We start from the raw sequence: 20,002 nt of genomic DNA, 5'->3' as shown, positions 1-20,002 counted from the left end.
GCCGCCCGTCCCGCCGGGCTCCCCCAGTTCTCCGTACCACCGTTTCCAGGGAGCTGTTGTCCATGAACCCCCAGGCCCCGGTTCGCGCCGCAGACGACGCATGGCTCACCGCGGTGTACCACCGCTTCCACGCCTGGAGTGGTGGCCGGCCCTTCTGGGCGGGCCTCTTCACTCTCATCGGGGGCGTTCCCATCGCGTACTTCCCGTACGCGGACCTCCGGCTGGGCAACGTCACCATCGCCATGGCGACGACCGCGGGCGCGGGCTCGCTGATCATCGGCGTCCTGCTGATCACCCTCGGCCTCGCCCTCTGGTTCCAGCAGGGCATCCGGGTCTTCGCCGGAGTGGCGTCCATCCTGCTCGCGCTGGTCTCCCTGCCGGTGTCCAACCTGGGCGGCTTCTTCCTCGGCTTCCTCTTCTCCCTGATCGGCGGAGCCCTCGCCCTGGCATGGGCGCCGGGCAAGCCGGAAGGTGCGGAGCCGGCCAAGGCGGAGCAGTTCACGGAAGGTTCCCCGGGGGTCCCCGGTCCCCGCGACACGGAAACGGCTTACGCGACAGAGACGACTGCCCATGCCGATGGCGGGAGGAACAGTGCGGGGTGACGAGACGCAGCGGGACGTGACCCCGAGCGCAGAGTCCCGTGAACGAAGGGGTCCGCGGCACGCCGCGCCCCGGAAGTCGCTGCTCAACAAGATCCAGATACCCGTCGGCAAGACGATGGCCCTGGCGGCCATGCCGACCGCGGTCTTCGTCGGGATGGGCATGGCGCCGAAGCTGGCGCTCGCCGACGAGGAGATCCCCTTCGCGCCCGGCCCGTGCGTGACGCGGTCCGACGAACCCGCGGAGTCGGCTTCTCCGAGCCCGTCGGCGTCCACGTCGCCCTCGCCGGGTTCGTCGCCCTCCGCGACCCCCTCGCCGGGTGCGTCGAAGGCGCCGAAGACGACCCCGAAGCCGTCCGCCAGCAAGTCGGCGGAGTCCTCCACGGCGTCGAAGCAGACGGCCCCCTCGGCCCCCGCCGGACCGGCCGCCACACCGTCCCCGTCCAAGACCCCGAACCCGCTGGACCCGCTCGGCATCGGCGACAAGGTCAAGGGCGTCGTCGACGGCATCACCCATCCGATCCTGGGCGGCCCGTCGGCGACCCCGACGCCGACGCCCACGCCCACGAAGTCGGCCCCGACGACGCCACCGGTGACGCCACCGGTGACCAAGCCGGCCCCCGACCCGGCCGCGGACGCGATCCGCGACGCCGCGAAGAAGGCCGGCGTCGACGTCAAGGAGCTGTCCGAGGACGTCAAGGGCACCGAGAAGAAGCCGAAGGACGAGACGGGCAAGAAGGACGACGAGGACAAGTCCACGTCCGACGAGGCGAAGGACGCGGACGGGAAGCAACCCTTCCCCTGCCCGACGTACGACGCCAAGGCGCTGGCCGACGCCGAACTGGAGCCGGGCATCCCGCTCCTGCCGGACGAGCCCTGGTACCTCGACAGCTCGCTGCTGACCCTCTACGGCCTGGATTACCACGGCATAGTCGAGGTGAAGACGGCAGGCGGCAAGACGAAGAAGGTCCTGAAGTTCACGGCGGACTCGCTGGACATCAAGGACCTCTACCAGACGGTCGGCACGACCGGGAACGTCGCCCACCTGAAGTCCCGCCCGGGCTCCACCTCCAAGATCCGCGGCGGCACGGTGACGATGTACACGGAGAGCCTCAAGGGGAACCTCTTCGGCCTCATCCCGATCGAGTTCACCCCGAACAGCCCGCCGCCCCTGAACGTCCCGTTCGCGTTCTTCTCGAACGTCAAGGTCGTCCAGGCCGGTCAGTTCGGCGGCACCCTCACGGTCCCGGGCCTGCACAACTACGTAGGCCCGCCCGAGTAGTCCCGTACGGCCCCGCGCCGCGCGCAACGCACCGAGGGCGGCACCCCGGTCCCCGTCAGGGGTCCGGAGTGCCGCCCTCGGTCTGTGCGGCAGTGGCGCGGCGGGGGTCAGGCCTGGGACTGGCCGCCCAGGTGGTGGACGCGGACCATGTTGGTCGTGCCGGGGACGCCGGGGGGCGAGCCGGCGGTGATGACCATCGTGTCGCCGGCGTTGTGGCGGCCCAGCTTCAGCAGCTCGCCGTCCACCAGGTCGACCATGGCGTCGGTGGTGTCCACGTGCGGGACGATGTAGGACTCGACGCCCCAGCTCAGCGTGAGCTGGTTGCGGGTGTTGACGTCGGTGGTGAAGGCCAGGATCGGCTGGGTCACGCGGTAGCGCGACAGCCGGCGGGCGGTGTCACCGGACTGCGTGAAGGCGATGAGCGCCTTGCCGTCGAGGAAGTCCGCGATCTCGCAGGCCGCGCGGGCGACGGAGCCGCCCTGGGTACGGGGCTTCTTGCCCGGGACCAGCGGCTGGAGGCCCTTGGAGAGGAGCTCCTCCTCGGCCGCCGTGACGATCTTCGACATCGTCTTGACCGTCTCGATCGGGTATGCGCCGACCGAGGACTCGGCCGAGAGCATGACCGCGTCGGCGCCGTCGAGGATCGCGTTGGCGACGTCGGAGGCCTCCGCGCGCGTCGGGCGGGAGTTGGTGATCATCGACTCCATCATCTGGGTCGCGACGATCACCGGCTTGGCGTTGCGGCGGCACATCTCGATGAGCCGCTTCTGGACCATCGGGACCTTTTCGAGCGGGTACTCGACGGCCAGGTCGCCGCGGGCCACCATGACCGCGTCGAACGCGTCGACCACGGCCGCCATGTTCTCGACGGCCTGCGGCTTCTCGACCTTGGCGATGACGGGGACCCGGCGGCCCTCCTCGTCCATGACCTTGTGGACGTCCTTGACGTCGTTGGCGTCGCGGACGAAGGACAGGGCGACCATGTCGCAGCCCATCCGCAGGGCGAAGCGCAGGTCGTCGACGTCCTTCTCCGACAGGGCGGGGACGTTCACGGCGGCACCCGGCAGGTTGATGCCCTTGTGGTCCGAGATGACACCGCCCTCGACGACGATGGTCTTGACCCGCGGGCCCTCGACCTCGGTCACCCGGAGCTCGACGTTGCCGTCGTTGATCAGGACCTGGTCGCCCTTGGAGACGTCGCCCGGCAGACCCTTGTAGGTGGTGCCGCAGATGGACTTGTCGCCCGGGACGTCCTCGGTGGTGATGGTGAACTCGTCACCGCGCACCAGCTCGACGGGGCCCTCGGCGAAGGTCTCCAGACGGATCTTGGGGCCCTGGAGGTCGGCGAGGACGCCGACCGCGCGCCCGGTGTCCTCGGAGACCTTCCGGACGCGGTCGTACCGCTCCTGGTGTTCTGCCTGGGATCCGTGGCTGAAGTTGAATCGGGCCACGTTCATACCTGCCTCGATGAGAGCTTTCAGCTGCTCATACGAGTCGACGGCGGGGCCCAGCGTGCAGACGATTTTGGAACGGCGCATGGAGCGGATCCTATCCGTTTGTTTCGTAGCGGAATATTCCGTCTGGTGGAAAGTCCAAGTGACTAACGGGTAACCAAGGCGTACGCCTGGGTGGCGATCTCCAGTTCCTCATCCGTCGGGACCACGGCCACCGCCACCCGCGCGTCATCCGGCGACACCAGCCGCGGCTGCGAAGAGCGCACGGCATTGGCCTCCGGGTCCAGCGCGAGCCCCAGCTCCGCGAGGCCGTCGACGGCAGCTTCCCGGACCTGGTGCGCGTTCTCGCCGACCCCCGCCGTGAACGCCACCGCGTCCACCCGGCCGAGCACCGCCGAGTAGGCGCCGATGTACTTCTTCAAGCGGTGGACGTACGCCGCGAAGGCGAGCCGCGCCGACTCGTCGCCCTCGCCCGCCCGCCGCAGCACCTCGCGCATGTCGTTGTCGCCGCACAGGCCCAGCAGACCGCTCTTCTTGTTCAGGAGCGAATCGATCTCATCCACCGAGAAGCCGCCCACCCGCGCCAGGTGGAAGACGACCGCCGGATCCAGGTCGCCCGAACGGGTCCCCATGACCAGACCCTCCAGCGGGGTCAGCCCCATCGACGTCTCCTCGCACACCCCGCCGCGGACCGCCGAGGCCGAGGCCCCGTTGCCCAGGTGCAGCACGATCACGTTCACGTCCTCCACCGGCCGGCCGAGCAGCGCGGCCGTCGCCCGCGAGACGTACGCGTGGGAGGTGCCGTGGAACCCGTACCGCCGGATGGCGTACTTCTCCGCCGTCGCGGCGTCGATCGCGTACCGGGCCACGTGCTCCGGCATCGTCGAGTGGAAGGCCGTGTCGAAGACCGCCACCTGCGGGATGTCCGCGCGCAGCGAGCGGGCCACCTCGATGCCGGTCACGTTCGCCGGGTTGTGCAGCGGGGCGAGCGGGATCAGGCTGCGGATCTCCGCCAGCACCTCGTCGTCGATCACCGTCGGCTGCGTGAACCGGGTCCCGCCGTGCACCACCCGGTGCCCGACCGCCGCCAGTTCGGGGGAGTCCAGGCCCAGCCCGTCGGCGGCGAGCTCCGCCGCGACGGCCCGCAGCGCGGCCGCGTGGTCCGCGATCGCGCCGAGCCGCTCGCGCTTGCCGCCCTCCGCGCCCGGACCGGTGAGCGGCTCGTGCACGAGGCGCGAGCTCCCTTCCCCGATCCGTTCCACCAGGCCGACGGCCAGGCGGGCGGAGTCCGCCATGTCGAGCAGCTGGTACTTCACCGACGAGGAGCCGGAGTTGAGGACGAGTACGCGCGATGCGGTGGTCACGATGGGCGTCTTTCGTTCGGAAGCGGGGTGGCCGGGGCGGTACGGGTGGTCAGGCGGTCGGCGCCGGCGCGGTCCGGGCGCCCTGCGCCTGGATGGCGGTGATCGCCACGGTGGTGACGATGTCCTGCACCAGCGCGCCGCGCGAGAGGTCGTTGACCGGTTTGCGCAGACCCTGGAGCACCGGGCCGACCGCGACGGCGCCCGCCGAGCGCTGCACGGCCTTGTACGTGTTGTTGCCCGTGTTGAGGTCGGGGAAGATCAGCACGCTCGCGCGGCCGGCCACCTGCGACCCGGGCAGCTTGGTCGCGGCGACCGAGGGTTCGACGGCGGCGTCGTACTGGATCGGTCCCTCGACCAGCAGATCGGGGCGCTGGGCGCGGACGATCTCGGTGGCCTTGCGGACCTTGTCCACGTCCGCGCCGCTGCCCGAGGTGCCGGTCGAGTACGAGAGCATCGCGATCCGCGGCTCGACCCCGAAGGCGGCCGCGGTCGCCGCCGACTGCACGGCGATGTCGGCGAGCTGCTCGGCGCCCGGGTCCGGGTTGACCGCGCAGTCCCCGTAGACGAGGACCCGGTCGGCCAGGCACATGAAGAAGACCGAGGAGACGATCGAGGCGTCGGGCTTCGTCTTGATGATCTCGAAGGCGGGCCGGATGGTCGCGGCCGTGGAGTGCACCGAGCCCGAGACCATGCCGTCGGCGAGGCCCTCCTGGACCATCAGAGTGCCGAAGTAGTTGACGTCGGTGACCACGTCGAGGGCCAGCTCGACCGTCATGCCCTTGTGGGCGCGGGCCTGGGCGTAGTACTCGGCGAACCGTTCCCGCAGCGCGGACGTCGCCGGGTCGATGAGCTGGGCGCCCGAGATGTCGATGCCCAGGTCGGCGGCCTTCTTCAGGATCGCCTGCTCCTCGCCCAGCAGGGTCAGGTCGCAGACCCCGCGGCGCAGCACCACGTCCGCGGCGCGCAGCACGCGCTCCTCGGTGCCCTCGGGAAGCACCACGCGGCGGCGCTCGGAGCGGGCCCGCTCCAGCAGCTCGTGCTCGAACATCATCGGCGTGACCCGCTCGGAGCGGGCCACCGACAGCAGCCCGCGCAGCTCGGCGGTGTCCACGTGCCGCTCGAACAGGCCGAGGGCGGTCTCCAGCTTGCGCGGGGTCGCGGAGTTCAAGCGGCTCTGCAGCGAGAACAGTTCGGCGGCCGTCGGGAAGCTGTTGCCGGCCACCGAGACCACGGGCGTTCCCGGCGCCAGCTTCGAGGCCAGGGTCAGGATGTCCGGGCCCGGGCGCTCGTTCAGGGTCAGCAGTACGCCGGCGATCGGCGGGGTGCCCGAGGCGTGCGCGGCCAGCGCCCCGATGACCAGGTCGGCGCGGTCCCCGGGGGTGACCACCAGGCAGCCGGGCGTCAGGGCGCCCAGGAAGTTCGGCAGCATGGCGCCGCCGAAGACGAAGTCCACGGCGTCGCGGGCCAGCCCGGCGTCGTCCCCGAGGAGCACCTCGGCGCCGAGCGCCCGGGTGATCTGGGCGACGGTCGGGGCGGAGAGCGACTTGTCGTCCGGCAGCACGTAGCAGGGCACGGGCAGCCGGGCGGCCAGCCGCTCGGCTATGTCGTCCCGGTCCTCGGCGGCCACCCGGTTGACCATCATCGCGACGACGTGGCAGCCGAGGCTCCGGTACGCGCGGAAGGCGCTCTGGGCCTCGGCGCGCACCGAGTCGGCGGGGTGCCTGGTGCCGCCGACCACGGGCACCACGACGGCCCCCAGTTCGTTGGCGAGGCGGGCGTTGAGCGCCAGCTCGTCGGGGAGGTTCGTGTCGGCGTAGTCGGTGCCGAGGACGAGCATGACCTCGTAGTCGCGGGCCACCCGGTGGTAACGGTCCACCAGCTGGGACACGAGCTCGTCGGTGCCCTTCTCGGCCAGGATGGCGGAGGCCTCGTGGTACTCCATGCCGTAGGCCGCCCGGGGGTCCTGGTCGATCCGGTAGCGGGCCTTCAGGAGGTCGAAGAGCCGGTCCGGTGCGTCGTGGAGCAACGGCCGGTAGACGCCGACCCGCGCCGTCTGGCGGGTCAGGAGCTCCATGATCCCCAGCTCGACGACCTGGCGGCCGTCCCCCCGCTCGATACCGGTCACGTACACGCTGCGCGTCACGCGTGGTCTCCGTCCCATCGTGTGGATGTCGTGAATGCCATACATGCAGTGGATGTAGTGGATTTTTCCCCGTTAGGGTGGGCCTGACCTCTTGACAATACCTCGGCGGCCAGATAGGGCGCCCCCCGGGAAGGCCTGTTCTCGGGGGTCGAAAGGCCTGGTGGGCGGAGCAGCGCGCAAAGCGCCGCACCCCTGGCCCGTGGAACAATCGGACAGGCTTCACCATGACGAACACGACGCCTTTCGGATGTACGGCCGTCCGCCCGCACGCGAACGGCCCGGTACGACCAGGAGCAGGAGACACAGCACGATGCGTATCGGAGTTCTCACCGCAGGCGGCGACTGCCCGGGCCTGAACGCTGTCATCCGTTCGGTCGTGCACCGCGCCGTGGTCGGACACGGGGACGAAGTCATCGGCTTCGAGGACGGCTTCAAGGGCCTGCTGGACGGGCACCACCGCCCCCTCGACATCAACGCCGTCAGCGGCATCCTCGCCCGTGGCGGCACGATCCTCGGTTCGGCCCGCATGGAGCGCGCGCGGCTGCACGAAGCCGCCGAGAACGCCCAGGAATTGGCGCGGCGCTACGGCATCGACGCCCTGATCCCGATCGGCGGCGAGGGCACCCTGACCGCCGCCCGGATGCTGTCGGACGCCGGGATGCCGGTCGTCGGCGTGCCGAAGACCATCGACAACGACATCTCCACCACCGACCGCACCTTCGGCTTCGACACCGCCGTCATGGTCGCCACCGAGGCCATCGACCGCCTCAAGACCACCGCCGAATCGCACCAGCGCGTGATGGTCGTCGAGGTCATGGGCCGGCACGCGGGCTGGATCGCCCTGGAGTCCGGCATGGCCGGCGGCGCGCACGGGATCTGCCTCCCGGAGCGCCCCTTCGAGGTGGACGCCCTGGTGAAGATGGTGGAAGAACGATTCTCCCGAGGGAAGAAGTTCGCCGTCATCTGCGTCGCCGAGGGCGCGCACCCGGCCGAGGGCTCCATGCCGTACGAGAAGGGCGCCATCGACCAGTACGGCCACGAGCGCTTCGCCGGCATCGGCAACCGCCTGGCCGTCGAGCTGGAGCACCGCCTCGGCAAGGAGGCCCGCCCGGTCATCCTCGGCCACGTCCAGCGCGGCGGCGTCCCCACCGCCTACGACCGCGTCCTGGCGACCCGCTTCGGCTGGCACGCGGTGGAGGCCGTCCACCGCGGCGACTACGGCAACATGACCGCCCTGCGCGGCACCGACATCGTGATGGCCCCGCTGGCCCAGGCCGTCACCGAACTGAAGACGGTCCCGGAGGACCGCATGTACGAGGCCGAATCGGTCTTCTGACCCGCTCCGCACCAGACCGAAGGCCCCGCCCCGGCGGGACCTTCGGCCTGAGTCGCGCAGGCCGAAGGCCCCCGCAGCGCCCTGCCCCGGAGATCCGTTCTCCGGGGCTTTCTCCCGCGCCCACACCCGGCCGATATGATTTCCGATCGGGGGTTGGGGTGTGTGGCCGAGTCGTGTGGACGGATCGGGCCGTTGTGTCCGGCCCCGTCATCCGCTCCCACCGCTCGATGGAAGGTGCCCGTCTCCCGTGGCCACCCGCTCTGCCGTTCCGACAAGCAAGCCCGCCGGCGTCCGGCCGCCGCGCCCGGCCGAAGTGCGGGCCGACGGCGGGAGGCGGTGGCCCGTCCTCGGTGCGGCCGTGGCCCTGTCCTGGGCGCTTCCGCTCCTGCTCCACACGCTCTCCCTGGACGTGGTGCTCATCCCCGTCCTGGTGCTGGCGATCGCCTCCCTGATCCGCGTGGGTGGAGGGCTTCTCGACCGCTTGGTGGTCGCGTCCTTCCTCCTGTGCGGCGCGGTGATGGCCTTCGGTCTGCTCTTCTCCGTCTGGCCGTGGGGGCTGGCCCCCGTCCCCGGCACGGGACTGCTGCTGACCGTCCTGTCCGTCACCGGCTGGCTCGGCGGCCGCAGACCCCACATACCGCTGCGCCTGCGCGGCTCGGACGCCCTCGTGCTCGCCACCGTGGCCGTGGTCTGGCGCTACCTGCACCACCCGGTGGCCGGGAAGTCGGCCGTCGACCGGCTGGCGTACTTCGTGACCTCCGAGGACCGGCTCGGACACTTCTCGTACTTCGACGGCATCCACCACGTCGGCGGCTACGCCTTCCTCCACCAGGAGGCCGCCAAGGCGTACATGATGTCCCCGGCCGAGGCGGTCTACCCGCAGGGCTCGCACTTCCTGCTGGCCTGGATCGACGTCCTGGTCAAGTCCTCGACCGACGGCGGCTCCGCCCTCGACATGACGCACCGCTACCTCCTGTACGTCCTGGCGGCCTACGCGCTGTTCTGCGGCGCCCTCGTCTGGGCCGCCCGCTGGATCGGCGGCCCGCGCCTGCGCGGCTGGCGCACGGCCGCGGTCTGCGCGACCGTGACGGCCGTGATGATGTCGGGCTCGATGGCGCAACTGGTCGAGCGCGGCTTCGACTCCGAGACCATCGGCCTGCTGTTCCTGGCCGTCGCCCTGGCGCTGCTCGTGCGGCCGGCCATGGGCCGGGCCGAGTTCGTGCTCGTCGGGGTGGCCGCGCTGGTCTCGGTGACCTTCGTCTACAACCTCTACGGCGTCCTCGTCGGCATCACCCTGGCCGCGGTCCTGGTGATCCACCGCCGGCGCTTCGCCGCGCGCCGTCGCCTGGTCATCGGCGCCCTGGCCGGCGGCACCCTGATCGCGGGACTGCCCAGCGTCTTCTCGGTCCTGACCAAGCTGGACGTCGCCAAGACCTCGAACCTGGCCGGACCGATGGTCATCCCCGACCGCCCGGTGTTCATCGGCTGCGGGCTGCTGGCCCTGGTGGCCGCCTCCCTGCCGGTGAACCGCAAGACGGGCACCGGGCAGACGGTCCTGGCCCTGGTCCTTGGCGCGACCGCCGTGATCGGCGTCTTTGGTGCCTGGCAGAAGCTCACCATCGGCTACTACTCGTACTACTTCGAGAAGCTGACCGCCGCCGGCCTGGTGATCGCCCTGATCTCGCTCGGCGTGATCGGACTGATGCTCCAGCCCGCCGCCCGCACGAGCGGCTCCCCGCTGCGCCGGCGCACCGGCCTGCTGCTGCGCTCCGGCGTCGCGACGGCCGCCGCGCTCGCCCTGTTCGGCAACGTCCAGTGGGGGGTGCCGTCCGGCTGGGGCCACCCCTCCGCCTGGTACGACAGCCCGATGATGAAGTGGGGCAGGGGCGAGGCCAAGTCCGACATCGGCCCGCCGGCGAACGCCCTCACCCGGCGCGACCTGAAGGGGGTCACCTCCCCGGTGATCGCCCTGTACGGCAACGACTCGTACCTGAACCTGAAGTCGACGTTCCTCGCCCAGATCCTGACGCATCAGGCGGGCGCCATGGTCGGGCTCTACGAGGTCTTCCACGTCAAGATCGGCGGCCCGGCAGCGGTCGACGAGAAGGAGTACCAGGCATCGCTCGGCCGGCTGAAGGGCGCGATCGCTTCCTGCCCCGCCCCGCCGACCGTCCTGGTGGGGGACCAGAAGACGGCCGGCCGGCTCCGGCAGGACCTCGGCCGGGCGGGCACCGCCGCGACCGTGGTGTACGCACCGCTGAAGTAGCGGCCGCGAAAGGCCCCCGCGCTAGCGGGGGCCGGTGGCGTAGGACCAGAAGTGGGCCACGATGTCGGCCAGGAACTGGCGGCCCGCGTCGCCCGTGCCGGCCTCGCCCGAAGCGCCGCCCCAGCTCAGCGTGGCCACCATCTTCGACTGGTAGTCACCGTGCAGCCGTTCCAGGACCGGCTCCAGGTGCTGCTTGGGGACCGGCAGCAGCTTGGCCAGCGGCTTCACGTACGCCTGCCAGCGCGTGGTCACCGCGTTGCGCAGCAGTTCGGCGAGCTCGTCCTGCTTGCCGGTCGCCGCCACGAACTGGGCCAGCGAGAGCCCGAGCACCTGCGCGAGGGCCACGGACTGCCGTTCGTTGCCCTTCCAGCGCCCGGTGTCCTCCATCTTCTGGTACGCGGCCGTCTCCAGCCCGATCCGCCGGGCCAGCTCGTCCGCGGCCATGCCCCGGGCCATCCGGTGCTCCCGCAGGGTCACGGGCTCGGCGAGCAGCTCGCCGGGGGCGCACCACAGCACGCCGGCCAGCGCCGTCAGCTCGGCGGAACTCGGGGATATCTCACCGCGCTCCCAGGCCATCACGGTCTCGGGCTCGACGATCAGTCCGTACTGGGCGCGCAGGCCATAGGCGACATGACCGGGAGCCATGCCCAGGGCTGCGCGGAGGCGACGCGCGGCGGGGGCATTGAAGGGAGGGCTGGAGTGCACAGGGCACACCGTAGGAGTGCCCAAGGGGTGGCGACTACAGACCGTTCAAACAAGCCCAGAACTCGTAGGAACGTCCTAGGGAGTTCGACGCCGTACGCGAGCTTCGCGGCGACTGTCCGGTAATCGGAACAGCGCTAGATCCATTTCCCAGCGTACGGTCCCGGCCGACCGGGCGAAACCCCCGTGCACGATGTTCACCGTTCTCCCGCACCGTCTCCCGAACCGCCATCCCGGCGGGCCCCCGCTCCTCGGCCCGGATCCGCGCCTTGCCTTGACGTCGGCGTCAAGGCTTACGGTCGGGGCATGCGAATCGGCGAACTGGCGGAGCGGGCCGGGACCAGCACGCGGACCCTGCGGTACTACGAGTCGCGCGGACTGCTGCCCGCGCGGCGCACCGGCAACGGCTACCGCACGTACGACGAGGACGACCTGCGGCTGCTGCGCCAGATCCGCATGCTCCAGGACTTCGGCTTCGAGCTGGAGGAGACCCGCCCGTTCGTCGACTGCCTGCGCGCCGGCCATCCCGCCGGGGACTCCTGTCCCGCGTCCCTGGCCGTCTACCGGCGCAAGCTCGCCGAGCTCGACGCTCTGATCGGCCAGCTGGCCGACGTACGGGAGCAGGTCGCGCGGCAGCTCGCCGCCGCCGAGGACGCCGCCGGGGAGGCGGCGTCGACGCGCTGTGAAATGACCGGAACGCAGGAGAGGGGAACCACGTGATCCACGCCAAGGGTGTTGCCGAAGTGACCGACGAGGACTTCGAGGCGCAGGTGCTCGCCGAGCGGGGGCGGCCCGTCCTCGTGGAGTTCACCGCCGACTGGTGCGGGCCGTGCCGGCAGCTCGCGCCCGTACTGTCCGCCATCGCCGCCGAGGAGGCCGACCGGCTCAAGGTGGTGCAGATCGACGCGGACGGCAACCCCGCCACCGTCGTCCGGTACGGGGTGCTGTCCATGCCGACCCTGCTCGTCTTCCGCGACGGCGAGCCCGTGAAGCAGATGGTCGGGGCCCGCGCCAAGCGCAAGCTGCTTCAGGAGCTCGAAGAGGTCACCGGCGCCGCCGCCACGGGCAGCGCCGCCGTCAGGGCCTGAACCAGACCGTCGCCAGCGGCGGCAGCGTCATCCGCAGACTCGCCGGGCGGCCCTGCGCGGGCACGCGCTCGGGCCGCAACGGCTGCGGATGGCGCACCCCGCTGCCGCCGTACTGCTCCAGGTCCGTGTTCAGGACCTCCCGCCAGGACGGCACCTCCTGCGGCACGCCGATCCGGTAGCCGTGCCGCACCACCGGCGAGAAGTTCGACACGCACAGCAGCGGCGAGCCGTCCTGCGCGTACCGCAGGAACGCGAACACGTTGTCCTCCGCCGCGTCCGCCTCCACCCACGCGAAGCCCTCCGGCACCGTGTCCCGCTCCCACAGCGCGGGCGCGGCCGTGTACGTGTGGTTCAGATCGCGCACCAGGTCGCGCACGCCCCGGTGGTCGTCGGCCGCCGTGTACGAGGAGTCCAGCAGCCACCAGTCCGGCCCGTGCGCCTCCGACCACTCCGAACCCTGCGCGAACTCCTGCCCCATGAACAGCAGTTGCTTGCCGGGATGGGCCCACATGAAGCCCAGGTACGCACGGTGTATGGCCCGCTGCTGCCACCAGTCGCCGGGCATCTTCGACACCAGCGAGCCCTTGCCGTGCACCACCTCGTCGTGCGAGATCGGCAGCACGTAGTTCTCGCTGTACGCGTAGATCATCCCGAACGTCATGTCGTGGTGGTGGTACTTGCGGTGCACCGGGTCCTTCGTCGCGTAGCGCAGGGTGTCGTGCATCCAGCCCATGTTCCACTTCATGCCGAAGCCGAGCCCGCCCCCGTCCGTCGGCCGGGTCACGCCCCCCCACGCCGTGGACTCCTCCGCGATCGTCAGCACGCCCGGGCAGCGCCGGTACACCGTCGCGTTCATCTCCTGGAGGAAGCCGACCGCGTCCAGGTTCTCCCGGCCGCCGTGCTCGTTGGGCGTCCACTCGCCCTCGCCCCGCGAGTAGTCGAGGTAGAGCATCGAGGCCACCGCGTCCACGCGCAGGCCGTCCACGTGGAACTCCTGGCACCAGTACACGGCGTTGGCGACGAGGAAGTTGCGGACCTCCTTGCGGCCGTAGTCGAACTCCAGCGTCCCCCAGTCCGGGTGCGCGGCCCGCCGCGGGTCGTGGTGCTCGTACAGGGGCCGACCGTCGAACTCCGCGAGCGCCCACTCGTCGCGCGGGAAGTGCGCGGGCACCCAGTCGACGATCACCCCGATCCCGGCCCGGTGCAGCGCGTCCACCAGGAACCGGAAGTCGTCCGGACCGCCCATCCGCGAGGTCGGCGCGTAGAACCCGGTGACCTGGTAGCCCCACGAACCGCCGAAGGGGTGCTCGGCGACCGGCATCAGCTCCACGTGCGTGAAGCCCAGCTCCTTGACGTACGGGGGCAGCTGCTCGGCCAGCTGGCGGTACGAGAGCCCCGGCCGCCACGAGGCCAGGTGCAGCTCGTACACCGAGAACGGGGCCTGGTGCGCCGGGCGGGCCGCGCGCCGCGCCATCCACTGCTCGTCCTGCCACTCGTGGTGCGAGGCGGTGACGACCGAGGCGGTGGCCGGCGGGACCTCCGCCGCGCGGGCCATCGGGTCGGCGCGCAGGGTGTGGCCGCCGTCCGGCCGCGTGATGTCGTACTTGTACAGCGCGCCCTCGCCCACCCCCGGCAGGAACAGCTCCCACACGCCGCTCGACCCCAGCGAGCGCATCGGGTGGGCGACCGAGTCCCAGTACGAGAAGTCGCCGGTGACCCGGACGCCCTGGGCGTTCGGCGCCCACACCGTGAACCGGGTGCCGGCCACGCCCTGGTGCTCCATCGGCCGGGCCCCGAGCGCGGTCCACAGCTCCTCGTGCCGGCCCTCGCCGATCAGGTGCAGGTCCAGCTCGCCGAGCGCGGGCAGGAACCGGTACGGGTCGTGCACCTCGATCTCGTCCTCGTCGTAGGCGACCAGCAGCCGGTAGTCCGGTACGCCGGACAGCGGCAGCAGCCCCGAGAACAGCCCGTCGCCGTCGTCGTGGAGCGCGGCCCGCAGCCCCTTCGCGACGACCGTGACCGACTTGGCGTACGGGCGCAGCACGCGGAAGACCACTCCGTCCCGGCGCGTCCGGGCGCCCAGTACCCCGTGGGGGTCGTGGTGGCGGCCCTCCAGCAGCCGGGCCCGTTCCTCGGCGCCGAGCGCGGGCGCCGGCCGTACCCCGTGCGCTGGAGCCCTGCGGGCGCGCGGTGCCGTGGCTTTGCGCGGCGCCGTCGCGGCCGGAGCCGGGGACGCGGGCGGCGGGTTGGTCGAGGGTGACTGACGGGCGGGGCTCACGTGTGCGGCCTCCTAGGCGGCTGCGGGCGGGGGTGGGGGGAGCGGGAGGGGAAGCCTTCTGCGGGGGCGGGCCCGGCACCGGGGGACGCGGCGCCAGGCTGCGCCCGGCCGAATCCCCGGTCCGCGCCGGCGGCGAGCCTGCGGATGGCGGCCATCGGGACGTGCAGCCAGTCGGGGCGGTGCCGGGACTCGTAGCGCGCCTCGTACACCGCCTTGTCGGTCTCGTACGCGCGCAGCAGGACGAGGTCCTCGCGCGGGTCCCGGCCGGTGGTGCGGGCGTAGCCCTCGCAGAACGCCGCCCGGCAGGCGTCCGCCCAGGCGGGCGCGAACGGGCGGTGGGAGCGGGCCGCGTAGTCGAACGAGCGCAGTATCCCGGCGATGTCGCGGACGGCGGGTTCGGGGCGGCGCCGGTCGGCCAGCGGCCGGGCCGGCTCGCCCTCGAAGTCGATCAGCGCCCAGCTGCCGTCGGCGGTGCGCAGGGTCTGGCCCAGGTGCAGGTCCCCGTGGATCCGCTGGGCGGGAACCCCGGCCCCGCGGGAGGCGGCCAGCGCGTCGAACGCCCCGCGCAGCCCCGCCTCGTACGGCCGCAGTGCGGGTACCTCGCGGGCGGTGGCCGCCAGCCGGGCCGTCATCCCGGAGGCGAGCCGGGCGGTCTGCTCCGGACCCAGCGCGACGGTGGGCAGCGCGGCGGCGAGCGCGCTGTGCACCTCGGCGGTGGCCCGGCCCAGCGCGTGCGCCTCGGCGGTGAAGTCGTCCCCCGAGCGCAGCCGGCCGAGCGCGAGCTGCCAGCCGTCGTCGGAGCCGCGCAGATAGGGCTGGAGCACGCCCAGGGTCAACGGTTCTCCACCGGGCAGCGCCGCCTCGTACCAGGCGACCGGCGCGGGGACGCGGGCGCATCCGGCGGCCGCCAGCGCCCTCGGCAGCTCCAGGTCCGGATTGACTCCGGGGCCGACCCGGCGGAACACCTTCAGGATGTAGGAATCCCCGTAGATCAGCGAGGAGTTGGTCTGTTCCCCGGACAACGGCCGCGGGGTGAGCGCCGCGGGGATCAGCACCCTCGGATCGCGGTCGAAGCGCAGCGGGCCGAGGGTGCCGGGAGCGCGCAATCGTTCCAGCAGCAGCGCCGCCAGCCGCGGATCGCCCAGCCCCTCGTAGACGCACTGGCCGGCGTACGGGCCCTGCTCGGCCCGTCCGATCAGCGCGGGCGCCAGCGCCGGCGGCAGGGTGGGGCGCACGCCGAGCAGCAGCTGGTAGCAGTCGCCGTCGACGTCGAGGAGCAGGTGGACGAGTCCGGGGGAGGACCCCGGCGGCAACAGATCGGCCGCCGAGATCATCCGGAGCCGGCCGATGCGCCGCCCCTTGCCGGCGAACCAGCGCTGGAGCGGCAGCCAGTCCCGGAGCATCGGCTCCAGCGGACTGAGTCCGGTCGTGCTCGTCGTCCCGGCGGATGCAGCCTCCGACATGGCGTCGCGTCCTTTCCCCGGGCCGTCACAGAATGCGGAGAGTGTCCCGGATCGCGTCAGTTGCTTCTCCGGTGGTGTACGAGTGTCGGGTCAGGATGATCCGTACAGGGGCGGGCGATTGACCCATTCGCGCGCCCACCCCGTACTCGGCGGCTACTCGCCCAGCAGGCGGTACCAGTAGAAGCCGTGTCCCGCGAGCGTGAGCAGGTACGGCCACTCGCCGATCGGCGGGAAGCGCACGTCACCCGTGAGCTCCACCGGGACCCGCCCGTTGAACGACCGGAGGTCCAGCTCGGTCGGCTGCGCGAAACGCGAGAAGTTGTGCACGCACAGCACCAGGTCGTCCCCGTACTCGCGCAGGAAGGCCAGTACCGCCGGGTTGGACGAGGGCAGTTCGGTGTAGGAGCCGAGGCCGAAGGCCGGATTCGCCTTGCGGACCTCGATCAGCCTGCGGGTCCAGTGCAGCAGCGACGAGGGCGATGCCATCGCTGCCTCTACGTTGGTGACCTGGTACCCGTGGACCGGGTCCATGATGACCGGCAGGTTGAGCCTGCCCGGATCGCAGGAGGAGAAACCGGCGTTGCGGTCCGGGGTCCACTGCATCGGGGTGCGGACCCCGTCGCGGTCGCCGAGCCAGATGTTGTCGCCCATGCCGATCTCGTCGCCGTAGTAGAGCACCGGCGAGCCGGGCAGCGACAGCAGCAGGGCGGTGAACAGCTCCATCTGGTTGCGGTCGTTGTCGAGGAGCGGGGCGAGCCGGCGCCGGATGCCGATGTTGGCCCGCATCCGCGGGTCCTTGGCGTACTCGGCGTACATGTAGTCGCGCTCTTCGTCGGTGACCATTTCGAGGGTGAGCTCGTCGTGGTTGCGCAGGAAGATGCCCCACTGGCAGCGGTCCGGGATCGCCGGGGTCTTGGCCAGGATTTCGGAGACGGGGTAGCGCGACTCTCTTCGCACGGCCATGAAGATGCGCGGCATGACGGGGAAGTGGAAGGCCATGTGGCATTCGTCCCCGCCCTTCGCGAAGTCGCCGAAGTAGTCGACGACGTCCTCGGGCCACTGATTGGCCTCGGCCAGCAGCACGGTGTCGGGGTAGTGCGCGTCGATCTCGGCCCTGACCCGCTTGAGGAGCCGGTGGGTGCGCGGCAGGTTCTCGCAGTTGGTGCCCTCCTCGGCGTAGAGGTAGGGCACGGCGTCGAGCCGGAAGCCGTCGATGCCGAGGTCCAGCCAGAAGCGCAGCGCCGAGACGATCTCCTCCACGACGGCCGGGTTCTCGTAGTTGAGGTCCGGCTGGTGCGAGAAGAAGCGGTGCCAGTAGTACTGCTTGCGGACCGGGTCGTAGGTCCAGTTGGAGGTCTCGGTGTCGATGAAGATGATGCGGGCGTCCTGGTACTGCTTGTCGTTGTCGGCCCACATGTAGTAGTCGCCGTACGGACCGTCCGGGTCCTTGCGGGACTGCTGGAACCACTCGTGCTGGTCGCTCGTGTGGTTCATGACGAAGTCGATGATCACCCGCATGCCGCGGTGGTGCGCGGCGTCCACGAACTCCACGAAGTCGGCGAGATCGCCGAACTCGGGCAGCACGGAGGTGTAGTCCGCGACGTCGTAGCCCCCGTCGCGGAGCGGGGAGGCGAAGAACGGCGGCAGCCAGAGGCAGTCGACGCCCAGCCACTGCAGGTAGTCGAGCTTGGCGGTGAGCCCCTTCAGGTCCCCTACGCCGTCACCGTTGCTGTCGTGGAAGGACCGTACGAGCACCTCGTAGAAGACCGCCCGCTTGAACCAGTCGGGGTCGCGGTCCTTCGCGGGGGTGTCCTCGAACGTGTCGTGGACGGGATCGTTGATCATCATGTGGTGGGTGACCCTCCGGTGGGCGGGGACGGTCGCAGAGCCGCCAGTACGTGAGCGGGCGTGCGACCCGGCTCAAGGCGTACGTAGTTGGCCCTGCCCCAGTGGTAGGTCTCGCCGGTGAGCTCGTCGCGCACAGCGAGGGACCCGTGCCAGTCGAGGCCGAGTGCCGGCATGTCCAACGAGACCGTCGCCTCCTGGGTGTGGTGCGGATCGAGGTTGACGACCACCAGTACGGAATTGGCGCCCGCGTGCTTCGAATAGGCGATCACCTGGTCGTTGTCGGTCGTGTGGAAATGGATGTCGCGCAGCTGCTGGAGCGCCGGGTGGCGGCGGCGCAGCCGGTTCAGCGAGGTGATCAGCGGGGCGATCGTGCGGCCCTCGCGGTCGGCGGCCGCCCAGTCGCGTGGCCGGAACTCGTACTTCTCCGAGTTCAGGTACTCCTCGCTGCCCTCCCGGACCGGGGTGTTCTCGCACAGCTCGTACCCCGCGTAGACGCCCCAGGTGGGGGAGAGGGTGGCGGCGAGGACGGCGCGCACCTCGAAGGCCGGGCGGCCGCCGTGCTGGAGGTACTCGTGGAGGATGTCGGGCGTATTGACGAAGAAATTCGGCCGCATGACGGAGGCCGAGCGGACGTCCGCGAGCTCGGTCAGGTACTCGGTCAGCTCGGCCTTCGTGTTGCGCCAGGTGAAGTACGTGTACGACTGCTGGAAGCCGATCGCGGCGAGCGTGCGCATCATGGCGGGCCGGGTGAAGGCCTCCGCCAGGAAGATCACGTCGGGGTCGGACTTGTTGATGTCCGCGATCACCTTCTGCCAGAAGACGACCGGCTTGGTGTGCGGATTGTCCACACGGAAGATGCGGACGCCGTGGTCCATCCAGTACCGCAGGACGCGGACCGTCTCCTCGACGAGCCCGGCCATGTCGGTGTCGAAGTGGATCGGATAGATGTCCTGGTACTTCTTCGGCGGGTTCTCGGCGTACGCGATCGTCCCGTCGGCCCGGTGGCGGAACCACTCGGGGTGCTTCTCCACCCAGGGGTGGTCCGGGGAGCACTGGAGCGCGAAGTCGAGGGCGATCTCCAGGCGCAGCTCGCGGGCGCGGGCGACGAAGGCGTCGAAGTCCTCGATCGTGCCGAGGTCGGGGTGGACGGCGTCGTGGCCGCCTTCGGTGGAACCGATGGCCCACGGCACGCCGGGGTCCCAACTTCCGGCCGAAAGGGTGTTGTTCGGTCCCTTGCGGTACGTACTCCCAATGGGGTGGATCGGTGGCAGGTACACCACGTCGAATCCCATCGCGGCGATGGCCGGCAGCCGCTCGGCGGCGGTGCGCAGCGTGCCGCTCACGGGCTCCGCGCCGGGCTCGACGACGGCGCCCTCGGAGCGGGGGAACATCTCGTACCAGGAGCCGAAGAGGGCCCGCTTGCGCTCCACGACCAGCGGCAGGGCCTTGGAGGCGGTGACCAGTTCCCGGTACGGGCGCCGTACGAGGGCGTCCTGCACCGGGGCCGCGAGGGCGGCGGAGTACCGCAGCTCCACGGGGCGGTCCTCGTCGCGCATGGCCTCGGCGGCGGCCAGCACGTGCTCGCGGCCGTCCTTCTTGGGGATCCGGGAGCCGGCCCGCTCGTAGAGCTCGGCGCCTTCGAGCAGGGTGAGCCCGGGGTCGATGCCGGCCGGGATCTTGATGGCTGCGTGGGCCTGCCAGGTGCCGACCGGGTCGCTCCACGCCTCGACGGTGTACGTCCACCTCCCCTCGACCTCGGCGCAGACCCGAGCGCCCCACCGGTCGGTGCCGGGCGCCAGCTCCCGCATCGGCACGGGGGGCCGCAGCCGCCCGCTGGGGTCGCGGAGCACGACATGGGCGGCGACGGCGTCGTGGCCTTCGCGGAAAACGGTGGCGGAGATCTCGAAGACCTCCTCGACGACCGCCTTGGCGGGTCTGGCGCCGCAGTCGACGGCGGGGCGGACGTCCAGAACGGGAATGCGACCGATCATGATGGGATCACCTGGGGGCAGTTCGCAGGGCTCGGTGACAACAGCCCAGCCGGAACACCGGCTGGTCGTGCACGCTCTGTTCGCTCTGTTTCTAGCCGCTCGGAAGACGGCTGGGCTGCGGGCATGGCCGCTCCTGTCCGCGTTCACTCGGGTGGCGGGGAGAGGTGGTGGGGCGGGGTGCCGTGCGT

At 71.2% G+C, this 20,002-nt stretch carries 14 protein-coding genes; 6 read left to right on the top strand and 8 right to left on the bottom strand.

Features of this window, described 5'->3' with window-relative positions; genetic code table 11:
* Nucleotides 1-62 precede the first annotated feature (62 nt).
* Together AB0M92_RS07030 and AB0M92_RS07025 are read left to right on the top strand one after the other, a co-directional pair.
* Nucleotides 63-602, top strand: a complete 540-nt coding sequence (locus AB0M92_RS07030) for a DUF6114 domain-containing protein (RefSeq protein WP_366101052.1) — start codon at nt 63-65, stop codon at nt 600-602.
* Entirely contained in the window at nt 592-1,881 is a 1,290-nt protein-coding gene (locus AB0M92_RS07025; protein ID WP_366101051.1) for a hypothetical protein, read from the top strand. Before AB0M92_RS07030 ends, AB0M92_RS07025 begins: the two co-directional genes overlap by 11 nt.
* 107 nt (nt 1,882-1,988) lie before the next feature.
* Here AB0M92_RS07025 and pyk read toward each other — a convergent pair whose 3' ends face one another.
* The 3 genes from pyk to pta form a co-directional block, all read right to left on the bottom strand.
* Nucleotides 1,989-3,419, bottom strand: coding sequence for a pyruvate kinase (gene pyk, locus AB0M92_RS07020; RefSeq protein ID WP_366101050.1), 1,431 nt, complete (start codon nt 3,417-3,419; stop codon nt 1,989-1,991).
* 62 nt (nt 3,420-3,481) lie between these two features.
* Nucleotides 3,482-4,699, bottom strand: coding sequence for an acetate kinase (locus AB0M92_RS07015; RefSeq protein WP_366101049.1), 1,218 nt, complete (start codon nt 4,697-4,699; stop codon nt 3,482-3,484).
* 49 nt (nt 4,700-4,748) lie between these two features.
* A complete protein-coding gene (pta, locus tag AB0M92_RS07010) occupies nt 4,749-6,842 on the bottom strand; it encodes a phosphate acetyltransferase (RefSeq protein WP_366101048.1) in 2,094 nt (697 codons plus the stop codon).
* A 310-nt stretch (nt 6,843-7,152) separates the two neighbouring features.
* On the opposite strand from pta, the gene AB0M92_RS07005 reads away from it, so the two are divergent.
* Together AB0M92_RS07005 and AB0M92_RS07000 are read left to right on the top strand one after the other, a co-directional pair.
* Complete coding sequence (locus tag AB0M92_RS07005; protein WP_366101047.1) at nt 7,153-8,178, top strand: ATP-dependent 6-phosphofructokinase; 1,026 nt, start codon at nt 7,153-7,155, stop codon at nt 8,176-8,178.
* A gap of 247 nt (nt 8,179-8,425) precedes the next feature.
* Nucleotides 8,426-10,444 carry a hypothetical protein gene (locus AB0M92_RS07000; RefSeq protein ID WP_366101045.1) on the top strand — a complete coding sequence of 673 codons (2,019 nt, stop codon included), beginning with the start codon at nt 8,426-8,428 and terminating at the stop codon, nt 10,442-10,444.
* A 21-nt stretch (nt 10,445-10,465) separates the two neighbouring features.
* Here the strand turns inward: AB0M92_RS07000 and AB0M92_RS06995 are convergent, their stop codons facing one another.
* Nucleotides 10,466-11,158, bottom strand: coding sequence for a helix-turn-helix transcriptional regulator (locus AB0M92_RS06995; protein ID WP_366101044.1), 693 nt, complete (start codon nt 11,156-11,158; stop codon nt 10,466-10,468).
* A gap of 294 nt (nt 11,159-11,452) precedes the next feature.
* Here AB0M92_RS06995 and AB0M92_RS06990 point away from each other — a divergent pair, with 294 nt between their 5' ends.
* On the top strand, nt 11,453-11,866 hold the full coding sequence (locus AB0M92_RS06990) for a MerR family transcriptional regulator (protein WP_366101042.1): 414 nt from the start codon (nt 11,453-11,455) through the stop codon (nt 11,864-11,866).
* A complete protein-coding gene (gene trxA, locus AB0M92_RS06985; RefSeq protein ID WP_366101041.1) occupies nt 11,863-12,234 on the top strand; it encodes a thioredoxin in 372 nt (123 codons plus the stop codon). Before AB0M92_RS06990 ends, trxA begins: the two co-directional genes overlap by 4 nt.
* Here trxA and glgB read toward each other — a convergent pair.
* The 4 genes from glgB to AB0M92_RS06965 all read right to left on the bottom strand — a co-directional run bounded on the left by glgB (nt 12,224) and on the right by AB0M92_RS06965 (nt 19,814).
* Complete coding sequence (glgB, locus tag AB0M92_RS06980) at nt 12,224-14,512, bottom strand: 1,4-alpha-glucan branching enzyme (protein ID WP_366101040.1); 2,289 nt, start codon at nt 14,510-14,512, stop codon at nt 12,224-12,226. The two genes, trxA and glgB, sit on opposite strands and share 11 nt — an antisense overlap.
* Nucleotides 14,509-15,975, bottom strand: coding sequence for a maltokinase (locus tag AB0M92_RS06975; RefSeq protein WP_366101039.1), 1,467 nt, complete (start codon nt 15,973-15,975; stop codon nt 14,509-14,511). The genes glgB and AB0M92_RS06975 overlap by 4 nt, the downstream gene beginning before the upstream one ends.
* A 153-nt stretch (nt 15,976-16,128) precedes the next feature.
* Nucleotides 16,129-17,823 (bottom strand): maltose alpha-D-glucosyltransferase, encoded by a 1,695-nt coding sequence (gene treS / locus AB0M92_RS06970; RefSeq protein ID WP_366101038.1) that lies wholly within the window; start codon nt 17,821-17,823, stop codon nt 16,129-16,131.
* Complete coding sequence (locus tag AB0M92_RS06965) at nt 17,820-19,814, bottom strand: alpha-1,4-glucan--maltose-1-phosphate maltosyltransferase (protein ID WP_366101037.1); 1,995 nt, start codon at nt 19,812-19,814, stop codon at nt 17,820-17,822. Before AB0M92_RS06965 ends, treS begins: the two co-directional genes overlap by 4 nt.
* Nucleotides 19,815-20,002: the final 188 nt, after the last annotated feature.

This window comes from Streptomyces sp. NPDC051582 (assembly GCF_040681715.1).
Taxonomy (GTDB): domain Bacteria; phylum Actinomycetota; class Actinomycetes; order Streptomycetales; family Streptomycetaceae; genus Streptomyces.
Note: the sequence above shows the minus strand (reverse complement) of the source record. Positions and strands in the feature narration are given on the sequence as shown.